This is a genomic window from Flavivirga sp. 57AJ16 (assembly GCF_028736925.1).
In the GTDB taxonomy this organism is placed as follows: Bacteria; Bacteroidota; Bacteroidia; order Flavobacteriales; family Flavobacteriaceae; genus Flavivirga.
The window spans coordinates 50,119-71,508 of the sequence record NZ_JAQZAT010000016.1 but is presented as its reverse complement, the minus strand read 5'-3'; the positions used below and the strand labels follow the sequence as shown (position 1 = coordinate 71,508).

11 protein-coding genes are annotated in these 21,390 nt (G+C 37.7%); 6 read left to right on the top strand and 5 right to left on the bottom strand.

Annotated elements, in window-relative coordinates; all coding sequences use genetic code 11:
* Position 1: 1 nt before the first annotated feature.
* The 4 genes from PQO00_RS16345 to PQO00_RS16330 form a co-directional block, all read right to left on the bottom strand.
* Entirely contained in the window at positions 2–1,333 is a 1,332-nt protein-coding gene (locus PQO00_RS16345; protein WP_274185929.1) for a lysine N(6)-hydroxylase/L-ornithine N(5)-oxygenase family protein, read from the bottom strand.
* The gene (locus PQO00_RS16340) at positions 1,326–3,782 is read right to left on the bottom strand and encodes a GNAT family N-acetyltransferase (protein ID WP_274185928.1); all 2,457 of its coding nucleotides are present in this window, start codon (positions 3,780–3,782) and stop codon (positions 1,326–1,328) included. The genes PQO00_RS16345 and PQO00_RS16340 overlap by 8 nt, the downstream gene beginning before the upstream one ends.
* Positions 3,754–5,271, bottom strand: a complete 1,518-nt coding sequence (locus PQO00_RS16335; protein ID WP_274185927.1) for an aspartate aminotransferase family protein — start codon at positions 5,269–5,271, stop codon at positions 3,754–3,756. Before PQO00_RS16335 ends, PQO00_RS16340 begins: the two co-directional genes overlap by 29 nt.
* Before the next feature lie 1,092 nt (positions 5,272–6,363).
* Positions 6,364–8,778, bottom strand: coding sequence for a TonB-dependent receptor (locus PQO00_RS16330; protein WP_274185926.1), 2,415 nt, complete (start codon positions 8,776–8,778; stop codon positions 6,364–6,366).
* 1,196 nt (positions 8,779–9,974) lie between these two features.
* On the opposite strand from PQO00_RS16330, the gene PQO00_RS16325 reads away from it, so the two are divergent.
* From PQO00_RS16325 to PQO00_RS16300, 6 genes are all read left to right on the top strand, one after another.
* Entirely contained in the window at positions 9,975–12,983 is a 3,009-nt protein-coding gene (locus tag PQO00_RS16325) for a SusC/RagA family TonB-linked outer membrane protein (RefSeq protein WP_274185925.1), read from the top strand.
* Positions 12,984–12,993: 10 nt separating this feature from the next.
* Positions 12,994–14,616 (top strand): RagB/SusD family nutrient uptake outer membrane protein, encoded by a 1,623-nt coding sequence (locus PQO00_RS16320; RefSeq protein ID WP_274185924.1) that lies wholly within the window; start codon positions 12,994–12,996, stop codon positions 14,614–14,616.
* A gap of 11 nt (positions 14,617–14,627) precedes the next feature.
* A complete protein-coding gene (locus PQO00_RS16315; RefSeq protein ID WP_274185923.1) occupies positions 14,628–15,428 on the top strand; it encodes a discoidin domain-containing protein in 801 nt (266 codons plus the stop codon).
* Positions 15,429–16,050: 622 nt separating this feature from the next.
* The gene (locus PQO00_RS16310) at positions 16,051–16,197 is read left to right on the top strand and encodes a hypothetical protein (protein ID WP_274185922.1); all 147 of its coding nucleotides are present in this window, start codon (positions 16,051–16,053) and stop codon (positions 16,195–16,197) included.
* 404 nt (positions 16,198–16,601) lie between these two features.
* Complete coding sequence (locus tag PQO00_RS16305) at positions 16,602–18,446, top strand: cytochrome-c peroxidase (protein WP_274185921.1); 1,845 nt, start codon at positions 16,602–16,604, stop codon at positions 18,444–18,446.
* A gap of 10 nt (positions 18,447–18,456) precedes the next feature.
* Complete coding sequence (locus PQO00_RS16300; RefSeq protein ID WP_274185920.1) at positions 18,457–20,427, top strand: cytochrome-c peroxidase; 1,971 nt, start codon at positions 18,457–18,459, stop codon at positions 20,425–20,427.
* On the opposite strand, the gene PQO00_RS16295 is transcribed toward PQO00_RS16300, so the two are convergent.
* The gene (locus PQO00_RS16295; protein ID WP_274185919.1) at positions 20,428–21,363 is read right to left on the bottom strand and encodes a leucine-rich repeat domain-containing protein; all 936 of its coding nucleotides are present in this window, start codon (positions 21,361–21,363) and stop codon (positions 20,428–20,430) included.
* Positions 21,364–21,390 lie beyond the last annotated feature (27 nt).

Sequence of the window (21,390 nt, the reverse complement as noted above, 5' to 3'; positions counted from 1 at the left end):
ATTATTGGGTTAAGGACACACTCGTCCCACACAGACCGAATTCCTGAAAGGCAATTCGCTTCTCAACTGAATAAATCTCCTTTCCTGCAATTTGATTTATAATACAGGAATTCCGATAAGCGCCCATTCCCAAATCCGGTGTAGCCAACCCATGTGTATGCAATTCGGCATTCTGTACAAAGACTTCACTTTGGTTTTTATCGATCGTATAGTTTCTCTGCACCAAAAATCGGCCGGACTTAAACCTTTGGATCCTGTCGTTAATCCCATTTAGAAATTCCGGTTCTTTGTATGAGTATCCTGTTGCAAGGATTACAAAGTGACTGAAGGTATTAAGTTCCTTATTGAGTTCTCTGTGCTTAAACTTTAACTCCAGCTCTCCCGTTCCCATATCGGAAATACTTTCGAGTTTCATATTTGACCGTATCTCTACCTTTAGTGGCTCCTCCTCCAAGCTTCCCTCGTATAGCATATTGTATATTTCATTGATCAGGTCTTCGTCGATTCCCTTATACAGCCCGCTTTGCTCAGACAGTAGGCGCAGTCGGGTATCATACGGCAAATCATAAAAGTGATCCGTATATTCAGGAGAGGTAAACTCAAGGGTAAATTTGGCACCGCTCTCCAAAGGGAAAAAGTAGGGAGATCGGGTAAACCATTTTAATTCATTCCGGTGTATGCGCTTTGGTAATTGATCTCTGAATATCTCTGCTGCACTTTGACCAGAACCAATAATACTAACACATTCACAAGTATCTATTTGTTTCCTGTAATGAAGGTATTGCGAAGAATGTATAATTCTCGGCGAAGATGCCATATTTAAGAATTTTGGCATGTGTGGTGTCGTTCCGGTTCCAAGCACTATTTTTCTTGCATAATATAGCTTTGTCCTAGCCGTAATCGTATTCAAAACAGTCACTACATACAATCCGTTTTCGTAAGTAACGGCTATCACTTTTCGTGAAAATTTACAAGCATCCAATTTTGAAGCTACCCATTGGCAATAGGCATTATATTCCTTCCGAAGCAAGAAAAAATCCTCTTTTATGTAGAACTTATATATTCTTCTCCGTTTCTTTAAATAATTTAAAAAACTAAATTCATTGGTAGGATCGGCCATGGTTACCAGATCGGCAAGAAATGGCACTTGAAGTGTTGCATTATCCAACATCAAACCGGGATGCCAGTCAAACTTTTCTTTTTGATCAAAAAATACGGATGATAGCTCTGGGATCGGATGTACCAATGCGGCCAGTCCTAAATTAAAAGGACCAATCCCTATACCTATCAAAGAATATATTTTTTGTTTGTTTTCTCCTTTGGTACTAGACATTGTTTGTATAAGTTTTAGAGTCGGGGCTCATTGTAATATGTTTATTCTGTGGGAACTTTTCCCAGTACCATTCTCTCAGGCAAAAATTGAGATTTGCCTTTTTATGGGGCATCTCAATTACTTTTTCTATTTTAAACCCTACATGGGCTTTGTTCATCATAGAGGCCATGGACTTAACATCTCCTTCCCCTACCATCCTTTCAACTTCTGGTTGTGCAAACACATAATCCACCATACATTGAGTGGCAGGAGAAACATATTTTTTCTTGGGGTCTGTTGGCGCTATAAACTGGTGCGTTCCATAGTCTGTAGGTTTAACCTCAAAATAATCGCCCACCAAATCACGAATGGCCCAATAGACTTCAATATTAAATGTTGGTTCCCCATTGGCCATTCCTATATAGCTATATAAACTATCCCCTGGCAATAATGTTCGATAGTACGTCTCCAACTCCTTTAATGACCAATCCATCTTCCAAAACATTTTTGCATGGCTCCGGTGGAACCATTCATGCAACATTTCCAAATCCTGGTCCAAATCAATGGGGCGAATACTTATAACGACATCCTCCTTGGGAAAATACCGACTATAAACAACCTCTTTCCCTTGCGGCAAGATCAACTGGGGCGAAAAAAACCGTTTGTGAAGCACATTAGGGATTTGAACCTTTGTCACCCCAATAGGATTCTCACAGCAATCAATATTATGAAGAGCCGTTAATAAATTCCCCTTAACACGCCAATACCTACTATCCAATATGTGCTTTATCAAACCGCTGTTATCCGTCTTAAGAAAACCTGCTAGTTTATCATACACCAGGGAAATGAGTTCCCGCTCATCACTAAGCTTATTTACCCCAAAGGCGTTCACCAGTCCTAGAATGTTTCCAGAGATTACATAATGTAGTACCAAGTCAAATAACCTTTCGTCGGGGATAAACATCTTACTATGTGCCGAGATTCCCGGTACTAGGTCCTCTATTTTGTTTTTAAAAGATTCCCGGAAAAGAAAACTTTGATTGTCCCGGAAAAACAATTTCTCAGGAAAACAAAACTCATCAAATCCAATCAATGTATTTTGTTGGTGCCATTCACATATCATCCCTTCACTTTCAAACATGCCGATAACGGAATTCATCAATATATCCAGATATTGTTCAAACCACTTAACGGCCACTTCTTCCAAAGGATCCCCTGTAATTTTTGAGGCTTTTTTGATGATGGAAGTTAAACGAGACGCAGCTCCCATCACACCATCCTGACATAAAGATGCCAAAACATTTATATGATTGTCCCCAGAACTTTTAAAAAATATATTCTCCCTGAAACAGGCAGAAAAACAATCCAGAACCTTTCCTTGATAGCGAACGCTAACGAAAGAAGGGTCACAAATAAAAGATACCCTCGGGTACTTCTCCTTTAAAGCATGTCCCCAGGGTGACCCCATCAATCTGGATACTTCATAACCTCTGTGGAGCTCATGTATATGATTAATCCGCTCAGCTCCCGTCAATTTAACATGCAGGGAAAGCTTAAACATATATTCGCAGTCCTTACTATAAAGGGTTCTTACAGAAGATGTGGGAGTAAACATAGGTCCCATCTCTCCCAATTTAACAATAAGGTTTTCATCCTTCATTTTTAAGATCTCCGGGGTGTTCTCCAAATATTTGGCCTCCCAAGGATGAACCGGAATAACTTTCCAATCTGGAAGCTCTTTAAATACACGACTTATACTTTTGTCGGATGAATCGTTATTCGAAAGACAGTCCTTAATCCAATCCGTCATAAGCACATCCTTGGCTGCATTCTCTTCAACCAGATCGGGATGAACCAAAAAATAAACCAACTGAAACTCTTGACCGTATTCCGGCGTATACTTCACAGTGTCTTCATCAGAAAATCCTTCTCTTCCTTTGGTAAGTGGGTGCAACAAATGTCCAATGGGCAATAATTGTTCCGCTTCGATAAAGCTCATTTTCCACTTATGGGGCTCTAGTTTTTCTTCGTGGAAGTAATTTAGGAACTCCGCTATTTTCTCGGTACTTAAATTCATTCGGTATCTTATGTTATCAATAGCCCAATGTTCAGTGCTTCCCTCTTCATGATTCGCAATGAGTTCCAATAAGTCGGATGCTTTAATTTCCCGTACCGTGTCCGTTTCAAGATCTCTCTCAAATACGGGAAAGAAATATCTGTGAGCCCCTAGTTCCGACCTATACTTAATCGGGACATATACTTCCTTTTTATCATTGGGAAAATCCAACTTCAGATGAAGTTGATGGTCGTTTGACAATATTAATGCCCGCAATATCTTATCATATTTTGGGACGCCTTGATAAAAAACATCATTACCCAATTCCCTGATACAACAGTTTAATAAAATGGTAAATGTTATTTCTTCTGATTCTTTGATAAATTTATCTGGAATGACGATATTCTTCTCCATGGTTTTTTATAATTGATAGAATATTAATAATATGTTTTATAGTGGTTAAGGGATTCAAAATGGTAAACTTTAGATAAAAGGTCTTTTTTATCTTGGTACTGGCCACCAGCACCTCTCCTTGGTAAAACATTTTTGACTTGATATGCTTGTTCAATGCACAAACATCCCCTTCAAAGCCAATTGGTATAAACCGAAATACCAATGCACTGATATCCGAATGGCTCAGCAACTCTATAGTAGGATCTACATCCATTAGGAGAGCGACTTCTTTAGCTGTGGCTATAATATCATCGATATATTGCCCTAACTTTTCCTTCCCCATATAGCGCAGTGTGCACCAGAGCTTCAAAGCGTCGAATCGTCGTGTAATCTGTACAATGGATTTATTGACTTGAGCCGGAACGGCATCATAATCCTGGTCTTTTGGATTTAAATAATCCGCATGGTGTTTGATCAGGTTTAAAGTTTCTTTATTTTTTACTATAAATGCACTGCTACTGATTGGCTGAAAAAAGGACTTGTGGTAATCAATTGTAACCGAATCGGCCAATTCTATACCGTTGAGAAGGCTTCTGTGGTTAGCGGACAACAATAACGCACACCCATAGGCGGCATCGACATGAAACCATAAGTTATATTTTGATGCCAATGCCGAAATTTCTTTTAACGGGTCAATATTGCCAAAATCCGTAGTCCCAGCAGTTCCTATTACAGCAAATGGAAAATTTCCTTTTTTAAGTTCCTCAACAATGGCCAGCTCCAAGTGCTTGGCACTCATACGGAAACGTCCGTCGGTTTTCACATGGACCACGGCCTGTTCTCCCAAACCCAATATTGTGGCATTCTTGTGGTTACTATAATGTGCTGTTTCAGACACAAAAAACTTAAATCTGCTGATATCGGGAGGACAACCGTTTTTCTTGATATCATATCCCAATTGGAAAGCACAATAATCCCTGGCCAAAAGCAGCCCCATTAGGTTACTTTGCGATCCCCCTGCTGTAAAGACGCCATCACTATTATGCCCGTATCCTAACTGTTTTCCCGTCCACTCAATGAGCTTTCTTTCCATATAGGTTCCCCCTGCACTTTGATCATAAGTGTCCTGAGATGAATTAATGGCACTGATCATTAGTTCGGCAGCAAGAGCCGGAATGACAACGGGACAATTTAAATGTGCAATATATTCTGGTAAGTGAAAAGCCGTGGCATGTTTTACATAGATGTCATCTATTTCATCCCAAAGGCTATGGTAATCTTTGACAGGTTCATCCAAATCAATGGATTCTACCTTGGCTTTGATCTCCTCAGGTTTTATGCCACTAAACGGCTTTGAATTATTCTTAAGGAAACCCGACACTCTTTCTTGTGCATACTGAATTGCTCTAGTATATTCTTTCTCAGCACCTTCATAGAAAATGTCCTTGTAGTAGTCATCAGCATATAGCTCGACAACCGTTCTTCGATTGTTTGACAGAGTTTTACTCATCTTATTAATTTATTTTTAAGAATGAGCAGCTCTGGTCTAATAAAAATCGCAATCAAAAGACTAGCTGCAAGTATTTTAAATTTTATGTAACCTTATACTTCAATGTTTGTAATATTATACGGATTAATTTGAAACAAATATAAAAATTATTTTTAATTAGTCTAAATTAATATTAAATATTTTGAAACAAAAATAATGATGGCCTAACCTAGGGCATTTTTGTTGTATCCGTGCAGGATACGGAACGAACAGAGCCTAAGGGAAATACCAAAAAAAGCAAGTGTTTTTAGGGTGTAATTCTTGTTCCAAAATGCAAAACAACAAGATTTAACGCCATGGTATAGTATTCAGACAGCGACATAAAATGATGGTTCTATACTATTGGAAAGGTATTAAAACCATTGCCTTCTGAAAACTACCGTGAGTGCACATCTATAAAAAAGACACGAATGGCACAAATTCATACGAATCCAATGCTTTATGGTGTAGATTGGACTCTGCATGAATATGAATCCCTAGTCTATATAGGCTTGAAATCTGTCAATAGTCTGAATAATTTGTAAAAATTTGTGCCATTCGTGTCCAATCTTTTTTTTGTGCTTTTTTTGTGTACTCACAGTAGCTTCTGAAAAGGAAAAAGCGCCATCCTGTTATATTATTAAACCTGAGTTCGATTTTAAAAACATTGATTTTCAAATAGTTAAAATAAAATGTCATGAAAAAGCTGTCATTCCGAACAAGGTACGAGGAGCCGGCAAAGGCAGGGAATCTCATAATTATGGGATTTCTCGTCGTTCGTTCCTCTCTGTCGAAATGACAAACATCTGGCAAACAGTATTTTGTGATTGTTTTAAACACTTAAATAATAATCGAACTCAGGTTATTAAGGGAAGCAAACCATAAAGGCAGACAGCTCGGGTTGCCAAAGGTAGATGGATCCGGTAAGTAACCCCAGAAAAGGAAGCGACGAGTCCTACGCTTATCCCGAGCCATACATGGAGCCTTTTTATGATACCTTGTTATTTTCAGATCGCGCTAAAAAAAGCCGGGACCAATAATCCCGGCACATATACTTGGTTTTGGGAGCAATGTTCAAAAATTATAGCTAACCGACAGCCTTCCGTTAGCGCCTTCCCCTGCCGAATTGTAAGACCCTAATGATGCGGCCCATTGTGATCTTGGCGGCAGATAAAACTTATTGAACAAATTGTTGATCCCCAAAGAAATGGAGAGCTTATCCGTTGCCTTATAGGTGCTCGAAATATTGACCAAGGTGTATCCTGTTACGGGAACTTGCTTATAGGCATACGAAAAAGTCCCGTTATTTTCAGTCGGATTAAATCTTTTCCTGTCCCCTACATGAATCACCCTCAAGGCGGTAGATAACTTATCGAAGGGTACAATGTTTACATACGCCGTTACCTTTGGAGGAGCAATTACATCGCCCCCAATATAGGAAAGATTGGTCTCGTCATCAGGGCTGTGCGTTAATCCTTCTACGTAAGAATAAGAACTTCCAAACCTTAATCTATCCTCAAAATAGGTAAAATCCACCGCAACTTCAGCACCATAAATTTTTTGGGGATTTTTTGATTGTATAAATTGGTCGGTATCTTCGACCCGGATCAATCCAATACCTAAATTGGATTTGGTATAAAACCCAACGGCCTCGAACCTTATATGTTCAAATTTTGACAGGAATCCAAACTCGTAATTGTTCGTTTCTATGGCCTCAGGGTTTATATTTTTCACATTTGTGGAAGTCCCTCCACGAACGACCCTCCCCATATCCGGTAGGGAAAACCCTTGGGAAAAGTTAATGTAGGGAATAAATTCATCGTGTTTTATGTATCGAATACCAATATTGGCCGAAGTGTTCGAAAACTTAATATCTCCGCCCGTAACGTTTATCGGATCGGTAAAATTATCGTCTCTAGTCGGGGAGACTGGCAAAGTGGAAAAATCCTCGATGGTCGCCTTCATATTGTCATATCTTAGGCCAGCTTTCAACACCCATTCCTCTTTATATTTTAATTGGGCCTGGACAAAGGGAGCTATACTTAATAAATCTATGTTCGGCGTCCACACCCGACCATCTAAAAGCCCTTGGTTGGTCTTATCCTTAAGTACATCTAGACCATATGTTAGGGACATGGAAACTGGTACGGAAAAATTTAGCCTGGTATTTAAAACAGGTCTAAAACCCATTTTTTCCGTATTGACCACTGTCTGTCCTCCATTTTCAAAATAGGTGGCATCATAAAAGAAAATGTTCTTGCCCTTTTGATAATACAAATCCGTCTCAAGTTTTGAGGTATTATCGAATATGCCACTTAAAGTATATTTTAATTGTGCATTTGTGGTAGTAACACCAGAACCTTCTGCTTCTTCTGGTATGGGATTTTCAGCAGTTGGGGCTACCCCAATAGTTGGCGTAACAAGATAATCGCCCGAAGCATTGAATACCTCTAAATGACCCAATAGAGGAACAAAGGGACTTTCTTGCCTCGTTCTATAATGGTTAAACATTAAATCGACTGTTTGGCTCTCGTTTATTTGATAGCCAACTTTCCCCAAAGTACTTATGATCTTGGTGTTATCCAGCCCGTATGTAGGCGAAAGCGGATCACCGTTACCATCATATTTATTCCCAGTTTTTTCATAACTGCCCGAAACATAATAGGAAAAATCGTCCATAGTACCTGTGACAGATTGTTGTACCCCCCATCCCAGGGCATCTTTGGACTCGGACAGATTAAGCGTACCCCACAGATTGGAATTACCAGAAAACGATTGGTTCCTTTCCGGTTTTTTTGTAATATAATTAATGATTCCCCCATCTCCGCTATTACCATAAATGGCCGCAGACCCCTTAATGACCTCAATTCTTGAAATGTCGTTGGGCTGTACACTTTTTATATCTACCTGACCATTTCTCAAAGGGGTCGATTGTGGAATTCCATCCACCATTATCAAAGGCTCACGCCCCCTAAGGGTTTGTCCCCAACTAGAAAAAGTTCCCGTGCTTGGCGCCAGGCCGGGTATGGCATATTCCAGGATTTCGCTAATATTGGTGGTACTAGTTCCCAAAAGCTCTAATTGTTTGGAATCCACAATGGTTATTGAGGCTGGTATCTCCGAGAGCCTTTCCGGCGTCCTACCTGCCGAAACAACCACTTCATCCAAATTTAGATTGTCCTCGTTCAGGACAAAATCCACTTTTAATGTCTCGCTGGAATTGATAACGATGCCTTTTTTTGCCGTGACATAGGAAATATAGGAAGCGGTCAAGACATGCGTTCCCGGCGTTATCCCTTTAAGGACATAGTCTCCGTTTATGTCGGTAACAGTCCCCTTTTGCGTACCCTGCAAAAGTATGTTAACGTTTTCGACAGGAGCACCATTCGATGTGGTCACTTTTCCCTTAACAGCACTGGTTTGGGCATAACAACATAAGCCCGAAAAAAACAAGGCTGTATACATGTATTTTTTAATCAAATTGTTCATACTTTAATCATTATTTTTATTAAGTCTAAATAAATTTAAGCAAAACTAACTATTTATTCTTTATAGGCAAAAGTTTTATTAAGGAAGATGTCATAATTTTTTTCTAGACCAAATGAGATAAAAATAAAAAGCAAAAAGAATACAAAATGACAAGATTGGTAATGCATAAATAATACCAATTATTATTTAAAATGAGCTATAAATAATTTGATTTATATTTTGTTCTGATAAGATAGAAAATTCAATCATAGCCTTTGTTATGGTTTTATACCCAATCCCTGCCTCGTCGGCAGCTACAGTGTACCCACATCTTTTTTCAATATAATGAACAAAAGCTTATTTCCCTTTTTACTTACTTTTAGCTCACTGATCTTATTTGATAAATAGGTGTTCGTGAATCTTCGATTTCTTTGCTCGTCCAAAGAAAAGTAACAAAAGAAAAGACGCCCTTTCGAGAGGTATTTCTTCTCATGCTGCCGCCAGAGAAGAACCGGGCCCAAAACTTCGCGTCGCCCCACCGCCATGGCCAACGGCAATGCTCCTGTTCCTCGAAGCTTTTTAGTCCTTCGCGCAGCCTGGCTCCTACGCTAAAATAGTCCACCGGACTATTTTTAAACGCTCGGTCCCCTTCCGAAAGGTCGGGGACAGCTCTATGGTATTTTTCCAACAGCTAGCAGAGAGACCTGAGTTCTCTATAAAAACGGTCTGCGAGGCTGGCACGGCAAACCTATACAAGAAAGCAAGGGACATAGAGCGAGTTCTTTTTATCTGTGGCTGCGACAGAAGATCATGATTTGTGGGTACACCGTAGCTCGTCGGCAGGCAGGAAGCTGAGTACATGTTTTATATTGAAATATGAGCGAAATAGTAATCGAAGATTCATGAACACCTATTTTTAAAATGAAAGATAGTGAACTAAACAAATTATACGGGTTGTTTTGAGTAATAATTGGTATAACTTCTTACCAAAAGAAAATCGTCCTAAACAAGGATTGTTTTCATCAACAATATTATGGCTTATTAAAAGCGTGCAACTTTTAAATCTGATGTGCTCAAACTGAACGTTAATTTTTTGTTAATTTTTAACATCAAATTTATTTAACTAAATCCTTTTAGTAGATTTAACATCTCGTATAGTACAATGAAAACCATTAACAAACTATACGATATATTAACTAACTATAATCCAGCAACAAATGAACAATTTTTTAAAAAAAGGGATTTTTTTTCTGCTGTTAATACTAGGTGTTCAAAGCTCCAATCTTAACGCACAATCAGAACACACGACCGTACAAGGAACTATTATTGATAACTTAGGCCTACCTTTGCCTGGCGTTACCATATTAGAAAAAGGTACTGGTAGTGGAACAACTAGTGATTTTGACGGTAATTACTCCCTAACAGTCTCAAGCAAAACCGCCATTCTGGTGTATTCCTTTGTAGGTATGACTACCCAAGAACAACCGGTAAACGGTCGTAACACTATTAATGTCCAAATGGAAGAATCTATCGAATCTCTTTCCGAAGTGGTTCTTATCGGTTATGGCAGTCAGCAACGAAAAGCTGTATCAACCGCTGTTACCAAAGTTGACACAGAAGATTTCAACCAAGGTGTCGTTACCAATGCTTTAGATTTGATTCAAGGTAAAGTAGCGGGGTTACAAATTACACGAGCTGGTGGAAACAACCCTAATTCGGGTGTGGCCATTCAACTTAGAGGGATTTCTTCTTTAACTGGTTCATTAGCACCTTTAATTGTTATTGATGGTATTCCAGGTGGTAATCTAGATTTACTACAACAAAACGACATTGAATCTTTTGACGTACTTAAAGATGGGGCTGCGGCAGCTATCTACGGTACAAGAGGTACCAACGGTGTTATTTTAATTACTACAAAAAAAGGTAAAAAAGGGAAAAGTACTTTTAACTATTCGACTTATTTAGCACGTGATTATGTAAACGCTAAACCAGACTTTCTAAATGCAGAAGAGTTCCGTGGTTTAATCGCTGACGGAATAATTGACCCAGGAGAGGACTTAGGAGCGTCCACTGATATTTTTGATGAATTGGTAAACAAAACCAATTTAACACAGTACCACAATTTTGTAGCCTCAGGAGGATCTGAAACCAGTAGCTTTAGAGCCTCTTTATATTACAGAGATGCACAAGGTATTGCCAAAGAAAACGGACGAGAAGAATTTGGTGCGAGAGGAAGCTTTAACTCCACTGGATTAGACGATAAATTAACTTTTGCGTCAAGTATTGTTATAAACGTTAATGACGCTAATCTTTTAGGTGGCGGACAATTTGGTATTGTAACCGATTGGAATCCAACAGCTCCTATAGAAGCACCATTTAGTAATACGCCAGGTGAACTTCAAAATCCTGGTAGACATGGTTTTTATCAACCTAACAATGGATATAATCCTTTTTCAGAATATGCATTCCGCGAAAGCCAAAGAAAACAATTTACTTTTTCTGGTGATGCAAAATTAAGCTATGAGTTTATCCCTGGCTTGGTTGGTTCCATGTTCGCTTCTTACCAAAGAAATTCCTGGGACGATCGTGTTTATAGATCCACTAAGGATTGGGCTCAAAGATTTGATGAACAATACAGGGGAACAGGCTATGCTTTTAAAGGGAATCATTTAGATTTCACAAAAACTTTTGAACCTACCCTAAACTATAAAATAGAGTTTGAGAATAGCAATTTGGAAATTTTAGGTGGCTATAGCTACCAATATTCTACAGAAGAACGCTATTCTACAGATATGAGTGGCTTTACCGGGGATGGTTTTAAAGACTGGAATTTAGAGGCAGGTAATGCCCGTACAGATATCAACTTGCCCAGGCCACTTCCCACAAGTTTTAAAGAAGACAATACCCTTATTGCATATTTTACACGTTTAAGCTATAGTTATAAAGATCGCTATTTTATACAAGGGTCTATCAGGCAAGAAGGATCATCTAAATTTGGAAAGAACAATAAATGGGCCAACTTCCCTGCCATTTCCGGGGCATGGGCCATTTCAGATGAGACTTTTATGGAAAATGCGAGCTTTGTAAATAATTTAAAGCTAAGAGTTGGTTATGGTGTTACGGGTAACCAAGGGATTCCTAACTACCAGTCTATAGTAACCTTAGGTACCGGAGGTAAATACCCTGTATTTCCAGAAGGCACAAGCGATCCGGTATACTATCAAACATACGGCCCTGTAAAAAACCCTAACCCAGATCTTAAATGGGAAACCAAAAAAGAATTTAACGTAGGTCTTGATTTTGGGTTATTTTCAAACAGATTAACGGGTGCTTTAGATGTATATTCCAGAAAAACAGAAGACCTTCTTTTAAATTACGATGTACCTCAACCACCTTTTGTACAAGATCGTATTTATACTAATGTGGGTGATATTAGCAACAAAGGGATAGAATTAGCCTTGACGTATCGTGTGATCAATGAAGGCGATTTTACGTGGACGGCTAACTTTACAGGAAGTTATCAGAAAAATGAGTTGACCAAATTATCTAATCAGGTTTATTCTATAAGTGAGTTGCCAGGGGGAAATATAGGAAATCCAGGTAATTTGGGCGATGCTATTTTAAATACAGAAGGTGGCCCCATCGGTAATTTTTATGGCAAACGTTTTGCGGGATTCACTTCGGATGGGAAATGGTTGTTTCACAAAGCTGACGGAAGTATAGGAGAATCTGGTGAAATGACAGATGAAGACAAAGCAATTATAGGGAACGGACTCCCCAAATACTACGCCTCTTTGACAAATACTTTTAAGTATCGTAATTTTGATCTGACCATATTTTTACGTGGGAAATTTGATTATGACATCTTAAATACAGTTGATTTATTTTACGGAAATATTGGCCTCTTACCTGGCAATGTACTAACTTCTGCCGTTGGGAAATATGGTCATATTAACGAACCACCTCAGTATTCCGATTATTATTTAGAAAGTGGTGACTTTATTAAATTAGATAATCTAACACTAGGTTATAACTTTAAACTTCCTGAAAAAAGCCTAGTTACAGGCATTAGAATCTTTGGTAGTGCCAGAAATCTGGCCACTTTCACAGGATATACAGGCAGGGATCCAGAAGTACAGGATACAGGACTCAATCCAGGCATAGATGATAGAAACTTTTATCCTCGTACCGTAACCGTTACAGCGGGACTCAATGTTAATTTTTAAATTATAGAACATGAAAAAGATACACTATAAAAAAATGAGCTTTGCAATTGCAGTATTGTTATTGACAATTGGATGCACAGACCTTGAAGAAACTACCTATTCAGAACTGTCTGCAAGTAATTTTTACAAGACAGAATTGGAACTTATACAGGCAAATTTAAGGCCATTCACACACATGCAGGCTTGGCTGGCTTGGTCAGGCCAAAGTGCATATTATTACCATAACGAACTTTCTGCCGATCAAACTGCTTGGCCCCAAAAAGGAAGACATGCCTATGATAATGGAGACCATATTAGGCAACATTACCACACTTGGACACAAGAAGAAGGACGCTTGAACAATGCTTGGAGATTGATGTGGACGGGATTAGGCTATGTTAACACGGCCATAGAGAACATAGAGGCCGTAGACCCAGAAAGTATCGGCGTTGAACCAGAGCGATTGGCTTCCATAGTCGCCGAAGCAAAAGTCCTACGCGCTTATCATTATATGAAAATTATGGATATGTGGGGCAATGTGCCCATTGTAACCCAAGTAGGTATTCCCACCGACCCAGTTACTGTGCCTAGAAATGAGGTTTTTGCGTTTATTGAGCAAGAAATGCTCGAAAATGTTGAAAAACTACAGCCCTTATCTCCAACACTTATTGGTAGAATGTCAAGAGCCGTAGGATATTCCATCCTGTCTGAATTGTACTTAAACGCAGAAATATGGTCTGGCACCCCACGTTGGGATGATGCTATTGAATATGCAGATAAAGTGATAGATGGAGAAGGTGGATCGCTAACAGGTACTATGGAATTAGATCTAGATCCATTAGGGCCATACAATAATACGAACGAAGATTCACCAGAAAACATTTTTCAATTTCCATTTAGTAAAGTAAACGATTTTCCTTATGACTGGAGATCTTTTTATATGGGCTTTTCAAATATGAAAGCTGCATTAAATGTCGATTTTTCCGGGAATAATGCTTTCGTTGTAATCCCAACGGCATTTGATGCGTATAAAGAAAATGATATCCGTAAACAAGAATGGTTTTTATTTGGCCCTCAATATGAAAAGGGCACTACAATTCCAATTTTAGGTTCTGAAGAGTATGGAGGCCAACCCCTTATTTATGTAAATAACATACGTAAAAACACACAAGGTGAAACAGGGGAAGGATCCATGACCAATGGAGAAGAGAATAGCGGTGCAAGATTCCACAAATACAGATCGGGCGAAATAGATGACCCTAACTATTTAGAAGGTGATTACGTCATCTATAGACTAACCGAATTGTTGTTCAATAAAGCTGAAGCTATAATGCGTAAAAATGGTGGCGTAGCCAACCAAGAAGCTGTAGATTTAATCAATCAAAGTAAAGTACGTTATTTTACAGCCGCAGATTGGCCAACAGAGATGTACAACACTTCTACTTTAACTATGGATGAATTACTTGCCGAACGTGGCAGGGAATTCATATTTGAAGGTATGCGTAGAACCGACCTGATCCGTTTTGGTAAATTCACGACCAGTGCTTGGTGGGATCACACACCTTCAAACGATATAAATAGGACGCTTTATCCTATCCCATTAAGACAACTACAAGCTAATCCTAACCTAGTTCAGAATCCTGGCTACAACTAAAACCAAAACTAATGAAAAGTAAATTTTATATATTTAAAAATATAGCTATTGTCATTTTTGCTATAGTTCTGTGTTCTTGTGAAGGACGGAGAGATTTTCCTCAACTCCTAGAATCCGGAGTGGATATTGAAAATAAAGACATATTACTGATTACAGGTGAAACCGCGGATATCGTTCCTCGATTTCAACCTAACATCGATCCTCAACGTGAGTATTTATGGGAAATTAATAATCCAGACATCGCCGATATAGAAACGAATTCTGATCAATCAGTTTCTGTAACTGCTAAAAGTTCTGGTGAGACCGAAGTAACCATTACCTCTCAAGACAATGAAGGCTTGACCGCAAGTGCTTTTTTAAAAGTAATAGCGAGTAATCCCGTTGATATTACTGCTATGGGATCCATCAGCGTAAACAATGAAAACGGCGGAGGTCCCAATGCAGGAGAAGGTTCGCCAAAACTTGTCGATGGCGATTTAGGCACTAAATACTTAGCTAGTTACTCCACTCCTTTTTGGGCGACACTTGAATTTGACGATGCTGTAATTGCAGGATATTATGCCCTTACTTCTGGAAATGATGCTCCAAGTCGTGATCCTCGCGATTGGGAAATTCAAGGATCGAACGATGGCACAAACTGGGATACTTTAGACTCAAGAAGTGATGAACTTTTTAGAGAAAGAAACTTGACCCGAGAATTTTATTTCAATAATAATACAGCTTACAAGTATTATAGATTTGACATCCTTGCAAATAATGGAGACGGTCTTTTTCAAATGAGTGAATGGGCTCTATTTACATTACCCGATTAAATCAAATTATTTATAATACGAAATAATAACGATTAGATTCATTTTTGAAGAAAAATTCATAACAATATCAGACATTACCATGCCTTTGCCTAACTTGCTCTGTGCATGGTAATATCTGAAATTTAACTTTCCTTATAGACTAAAAAAATTTGGGGTCAAGATATTAGAGCTATTGCAGAACGATGTTTCTGATAATAACAAAGCCAATCGCCCAAATAAAAACAAAAGATTGGAAGCATCCTTAATAAAACCATTCTGGAATTTTATTATCCACCCCCTATTATCACCTATACAGTATCACAAATAGTATAAATTATAAGGTATTCTTTTTGGATTAATTTCTAATAATTAGACTCCAAATGACCTCGAACTTTTATAATTTTATTTATTGTTGGCCAATAAAAACTATTGACTTTTATTTGAAGCCCATCTATAATAGTATTTGTAAAAGCATTACAGATTAGACGCCTTCCTTTTAATACCAGTTAAATCTATCAAGAAATATTTAGGTTTCTGGATGTAATACAATAGTGGTGTCTCTGTTTGTCTGTTAGTTACAATGGATCAAGACTAATTGTTGTGTTTATAAAAAACAGATTTCTACGTCCTAATCGTCCTCTCGATGAAGACTCCAAGATCATCGTTAAGAACAGACCATGAGGCAAGCCAGACCCTTCGTAAGAATAAAGCCCAAAACTTGGAAAACCAGGAGCACCGCCTAGGATGGAGCGATGGGGCGACGCCAAGTTTTGGGCTTGGTTCTTCTTGAGCGCTAGCAAAAGAAGAAATTCCTACGAAGGGGCGTCCTTTCTTTTGTTACTTTTCTTTGGACGAGCAAAGAAAAGTTAATCATTAAACAGCATGATTCATTTAGAGTATGACTTTTTAAATTAATTCGCACACACAACTTTTGTTCTTGATCCGTTACAATCATGTCTTTGTTCTTGGTTCTAATAGCGAAGCAGTCTTAAGTCGGACACTAATGTTTTTTATTAATTGTTAATAAATCAACCCATTCTTTTTGTTTTGGTAATATTACTTTATCTTTTATTAAATCCAAAAATCGGTACAGCCTATTTAATGGGCACTAGTCTTAGTTTCACAATTTAGTAATGTTAAAGTAACACCTCTACCTAGCCAGATATTTAATTTTACTTTCAAAAAATCATTTTAATGGCTTTAACCCAGAAAGTAAAAACACATAGTCTATTCTTACTATCTATGACCATTTTTTGTTTGCTATTATCTGTTTCAAAAAGTGACAAAAAACACTATACATCCCCTAGGTTTAACAATTATACCAAAGCTGTTAACATCGCTTTTATGTCTTTAGAAAGTACTGCGCGTCTTTTTAAAAACAACAAGACCAGTATAGATACCCTAAAACAACAGGTTACCGCTGCTAGATTAGCTTATAAAAAAATTGAATTTTATTTAGCGTTTTATCATACCGATTATGTTAACAGCCATATTAATGGTGCCCCATTATTGCACATAGAACGTACAGGAACACAACCCGAAATAGTAGAACCCGAAGGCTTGCAGGTATTGGACGAACTAATTTTTTCTGAAGAGGTTACCGAAGAACGTAACAAAATATATTACTTAACCACGAAACTCCGTAACAGCTACACGATGCTTTACGAGCGGTTAAAGATTGAAGACAACTTTAAAAACCCTAATGTTCTGGCCATGCGTATGGAATTGATTAGGCTATTTACATTGGGGTTAACGGGTTTTGACACGCCTGGGTCTTTAAATGCCATACCAGAAGCCGAAGTTGTTTTACAGGCCATGAAGGGTTTTATTGAGGATAATCCAAAAAACAAAACCTCTAAAAATCTTATTCCTGTATTTGAAAGTGCTATTACGTATCTACAGAACCATACTGTATTTGAAGATTTTGATCGTCTATATTTTTACAAAAACCATTTGCAGCCTATCTATAGTGGGTTAGCAAATTTGCAATCCAAACAAGAGGATACAGAAAACTTAAAATATACTTCCTCATGGAATCCAGATAACAACCATATGTTTTCTGACGATTTTTTAAATCCTTATTTCTTTACAGAACTTAAAGAAGACGAAAACAATATAGAAATCGTGGCCTTGGGAAAACAGCTTTTTAACGACCCCATTTTAAGCAACGATCAAAGTTTAAGCTGTGTGTCGTGCCATAATCCCAATAAAGCGTTTACCGACAACCAACCTAAATCGTTTAGTAATGTTCAAGGCAAAACGGTATTAAGAAATGCACCTACCTTATTAAATTCGGTATATGCAGACAGGTATTTTTACGATTTGAGGGCTTTTACCCTAGAGCAACAAGTAGAACATGTGATCTTTAATTCCAAAGAATTTAATACTTCTTACACTTCCATTTTAGAAAAACTCAATACTTCCAATGATTATAAAGCAAAAATAAAATCGGCTTTTGGAAAAGAGACCTTACAAAGAGACGGTTTTGTAAAATCGTTGGCCGCTTATGTTATGTCCCTACGTTCCTATAATAGTACGTTTGATAAATATATGCGTTCCGAAACCTCAACTATAGAGCCTAGGATAAAAGATGGGTTTAACCTGTTTATGGGAAAGGCCAATTGCGCCACCTGTCATTTTGCACCCACCTTTAGCGGATTGGTACCACCTTTTTTCAGCGAAAGCGAAAGTGAAATACTAGGTGTTCCCAAAGACCCCAAAGACCCTATTTTAACATTGGATGCAGATGAAGGTCGCTACGACAATTTAATTACCAGTGAAAATGCCTGGATTTACAGAAAATCCTTTAAAACTCCAACGGTAAGAAACATTGAACTTACGGCACCTTATTTTCATAATGGCGCTTATGAGACCTTAGAAGATGTTATCGATTTTTATGAAGAAGGTGGCGGCGAAGGATTAGGACTCTCGGTAAGTAACCAAACGCTTTCGGCAGATAAACTAAACCTAACCGATTACGAAAAAGACGCTTTAATTGCCTTTTTAAAATCTTTAAATGATGCTCCTAAAGACATGTAACCGCTCTTTTATGTACCTAAAAAAACCTTTTACTTTTATAATCACGCTAGGGCTTATTGGTATTATTATCTGTAGTTTTAAGCCTTACGATACCCAATATATTACTGTAACCGATTATAAAAAATCCATTAATGACAACCTCAATCAACTTCATGTAGAAATAGATAAACTTTACAGTGTTTCATTGGCATTTAAAAACAGTTCTTCTTCTATTTCAGAGTTAAAAACCCAAATAACCAGTACTAGAAATGCCTATAAAAAAGTGGAGTTTATAGTCGCTTATTTCTACCCAGAACATATAAAAGCTTACATTAATGGCGCACCACTTAAACATGTAGATCCTAATCCAGTTATAGACACTTCCAACAATAATGGTTACTATGTAGTGTCTCCTAACGAGTATGCAGAAAATTTACCTTTGGATGAGCGGGACAAAAGCCACTTTATCACCAAAACCAAAGTTATAGATCCTGTGGGCTTACAGATATTGGACGAACTTATTTTCTCTGATGAAGCCAATGAACAGAAAGACCAAATATTAACGCTCTCCAAAACATTGCAAGCCGATTTTAAGCCTATTAAAATTGCCTTTGAAAAACGCAACTATATAACCGATTTTGAAATCATGGAAGCTGCCCGATTAGAGCTAATCAGAATCTTTTCGTTAGGCATTACCGGATTTGATACACCTGGTTCTTTAAATGCCATTGCCGAGGCTTCAACTGCTTTAAAAGCTCTTGAAGAAGTCCTGAACCCTTTAATTGGGCAAAGCTATAATGCAGGCGCTATTCATGCGCTCTTTAAAGATGTTGAAATCTACCTCAACAAGAATACTAATTTCGAGCGTTTTGATCGGTTAACGTTTTTAACGGACTTTATAAATCCGCTTTATAAAACGCTTTTACAAGTTCAAAAGGAATTGGAAATACCTTCTTCAGCAAAAAAATATGGAGAAACACCATCTTGGAATGCTTACAGCGATAATATATTTGCCTCCGATTTTTTAAACCCTTACTACTATAGTCTTTTAAAGAAAAAAGACGATAGTAAAGCTTTGCAAACTTTAGGTGAGATGTTGTTTTATGATACCTCCTTTAGCCAAAATGGAAGTATGAGCTGTGCTACTTGCCATAATCCTAAATTGGCTTTTACCGATGGATTGGCGAAATCTTCTGCGAGTATAAAAGGAAAGCATGTATCACGAAACTCCCCATCACTTATTAATGCGGTCTTTTCCGATCGATTTTTTTACGACTTAAGGGCCTACGACCTTGAAGAACAGGCAGAGCATGTTATTGCAAACCATCTGGAGTTTAATACCAGTTTTTCAGAAATTCTGAAAAAAATCAATACCAACGAAACATATACCAAAGACTTTAATCTTACTTTTAAGAATGAAAGCAAAACGATTACCAGATATCAGTTTTCATCGGCACTAGCATCATATATTATTTCATTGCGCTCGTTCAACAGTAAATTCGACCAATATGTTTTAGGAAAAACCAAGACCATTTCAAAGTCAGTAAAACGTGGTTTTAATCTATTTACAGGGAAAGCTAACTGTGCGACCTGTCATTTCGCACCAACCTTTAGCGGCTTGGTTCCGCCTTTATATCAAGAAAATGAAAGTGAAGTCTTGGGCATTTTACAACACCCTGAAACCCTTATGGTAGATACTGATGCTGGACGTATTAAAAATGGTATTCCTCTTGACAATTTTAATATTTATGCCAATTCTTTTAAAACAACCTCTGTAAGAAACGTGGCTTTAACAGCACCATACTTTCACAATGGCGCCTATAATACATTAACAGAAGTTGTTAAGTTTTACAATGAAGGTGGCGCAGCAGGAAACGGATTGGACTATGAAGTACCCAACCAAACATTACCTCCAGATAAATTGGGCTTAAGCAAAAGAGAGATTGCAGATATTATCGCCTTTATGGAAGCACTTACAGATAATCCATTTTACAACGAATAACTAAAAATAAACCTTACAATTGGGCAACGCTCTTTTTATGCGCTCCTGTTCTTTTTCGGGTAATGGATTGTTTAAGAGAATGAGTGTTTTTAAGTGTTTTAACCCTTCTAAATTTTCAGGAAGTCTCTTTATCTGGTTATTCGATAAAATAAGCAAGTCCAGCTCGGGTAAATCACCTAAAGCGTCTGGTAACGATTCTAACTTGTTATTATTAAACATTAAGGTTTTTAAGTGTTTTAAGTTCTTAATACTTTCGGGAAATTTCTGTAACTGGTTGTATTCTAAATTCAACTCTTCTAAAGATCGTAACTGTGTCCATGGCTCATCAAACTCATTAAATTGGTTATACCCTAAATCCAAAACCCTCAATTTTGAAAGCTTTGAAACCGAAGCAGGCAAATGACTTAATTGGTTATTATCCAATTCTAAAACTTCCAACTCTTGGCAATTCCCTATAGATGTTGGTATTGATGTTATAAAGTTGATGGATAAGTGTAAAAATCTTAATTGTGTTAGCTCACCTAAAGTATGGGGTACATACGATATTTTATTACTCGCCAAGTTTAACCTAATCAATTTATCCAAATTAGAAACTTCGTCTGGAATATACTTTAAAGCATTGAGTTTTAGGTTAAGTACCTCAAGATGCTTTAATGTCAATATTGCCGAATCCCATTGTTCTATGTTGTTTCGCATAAGGTTTAAAAACTCAAGGGATTTCAACTTCTTTAAATCATTGGAAACATAAAACAAATGGTGATCCCGTAGGTTTAGCTGTGTCGCGTTTTTAACCTGTAAGGCCTCTTGAATACTTCCAAAAACAGGCTTTTCAATAGGGTTGGCATTTTGTCCTTTAGCAGAAAAACCAATAATCAAGCATAATGAAAGTACTTGCAAAGTATGGGTAACAGTATATGTGGTAACAGTATATGTCATTTATAAAATTTTACACAATAAAAATAG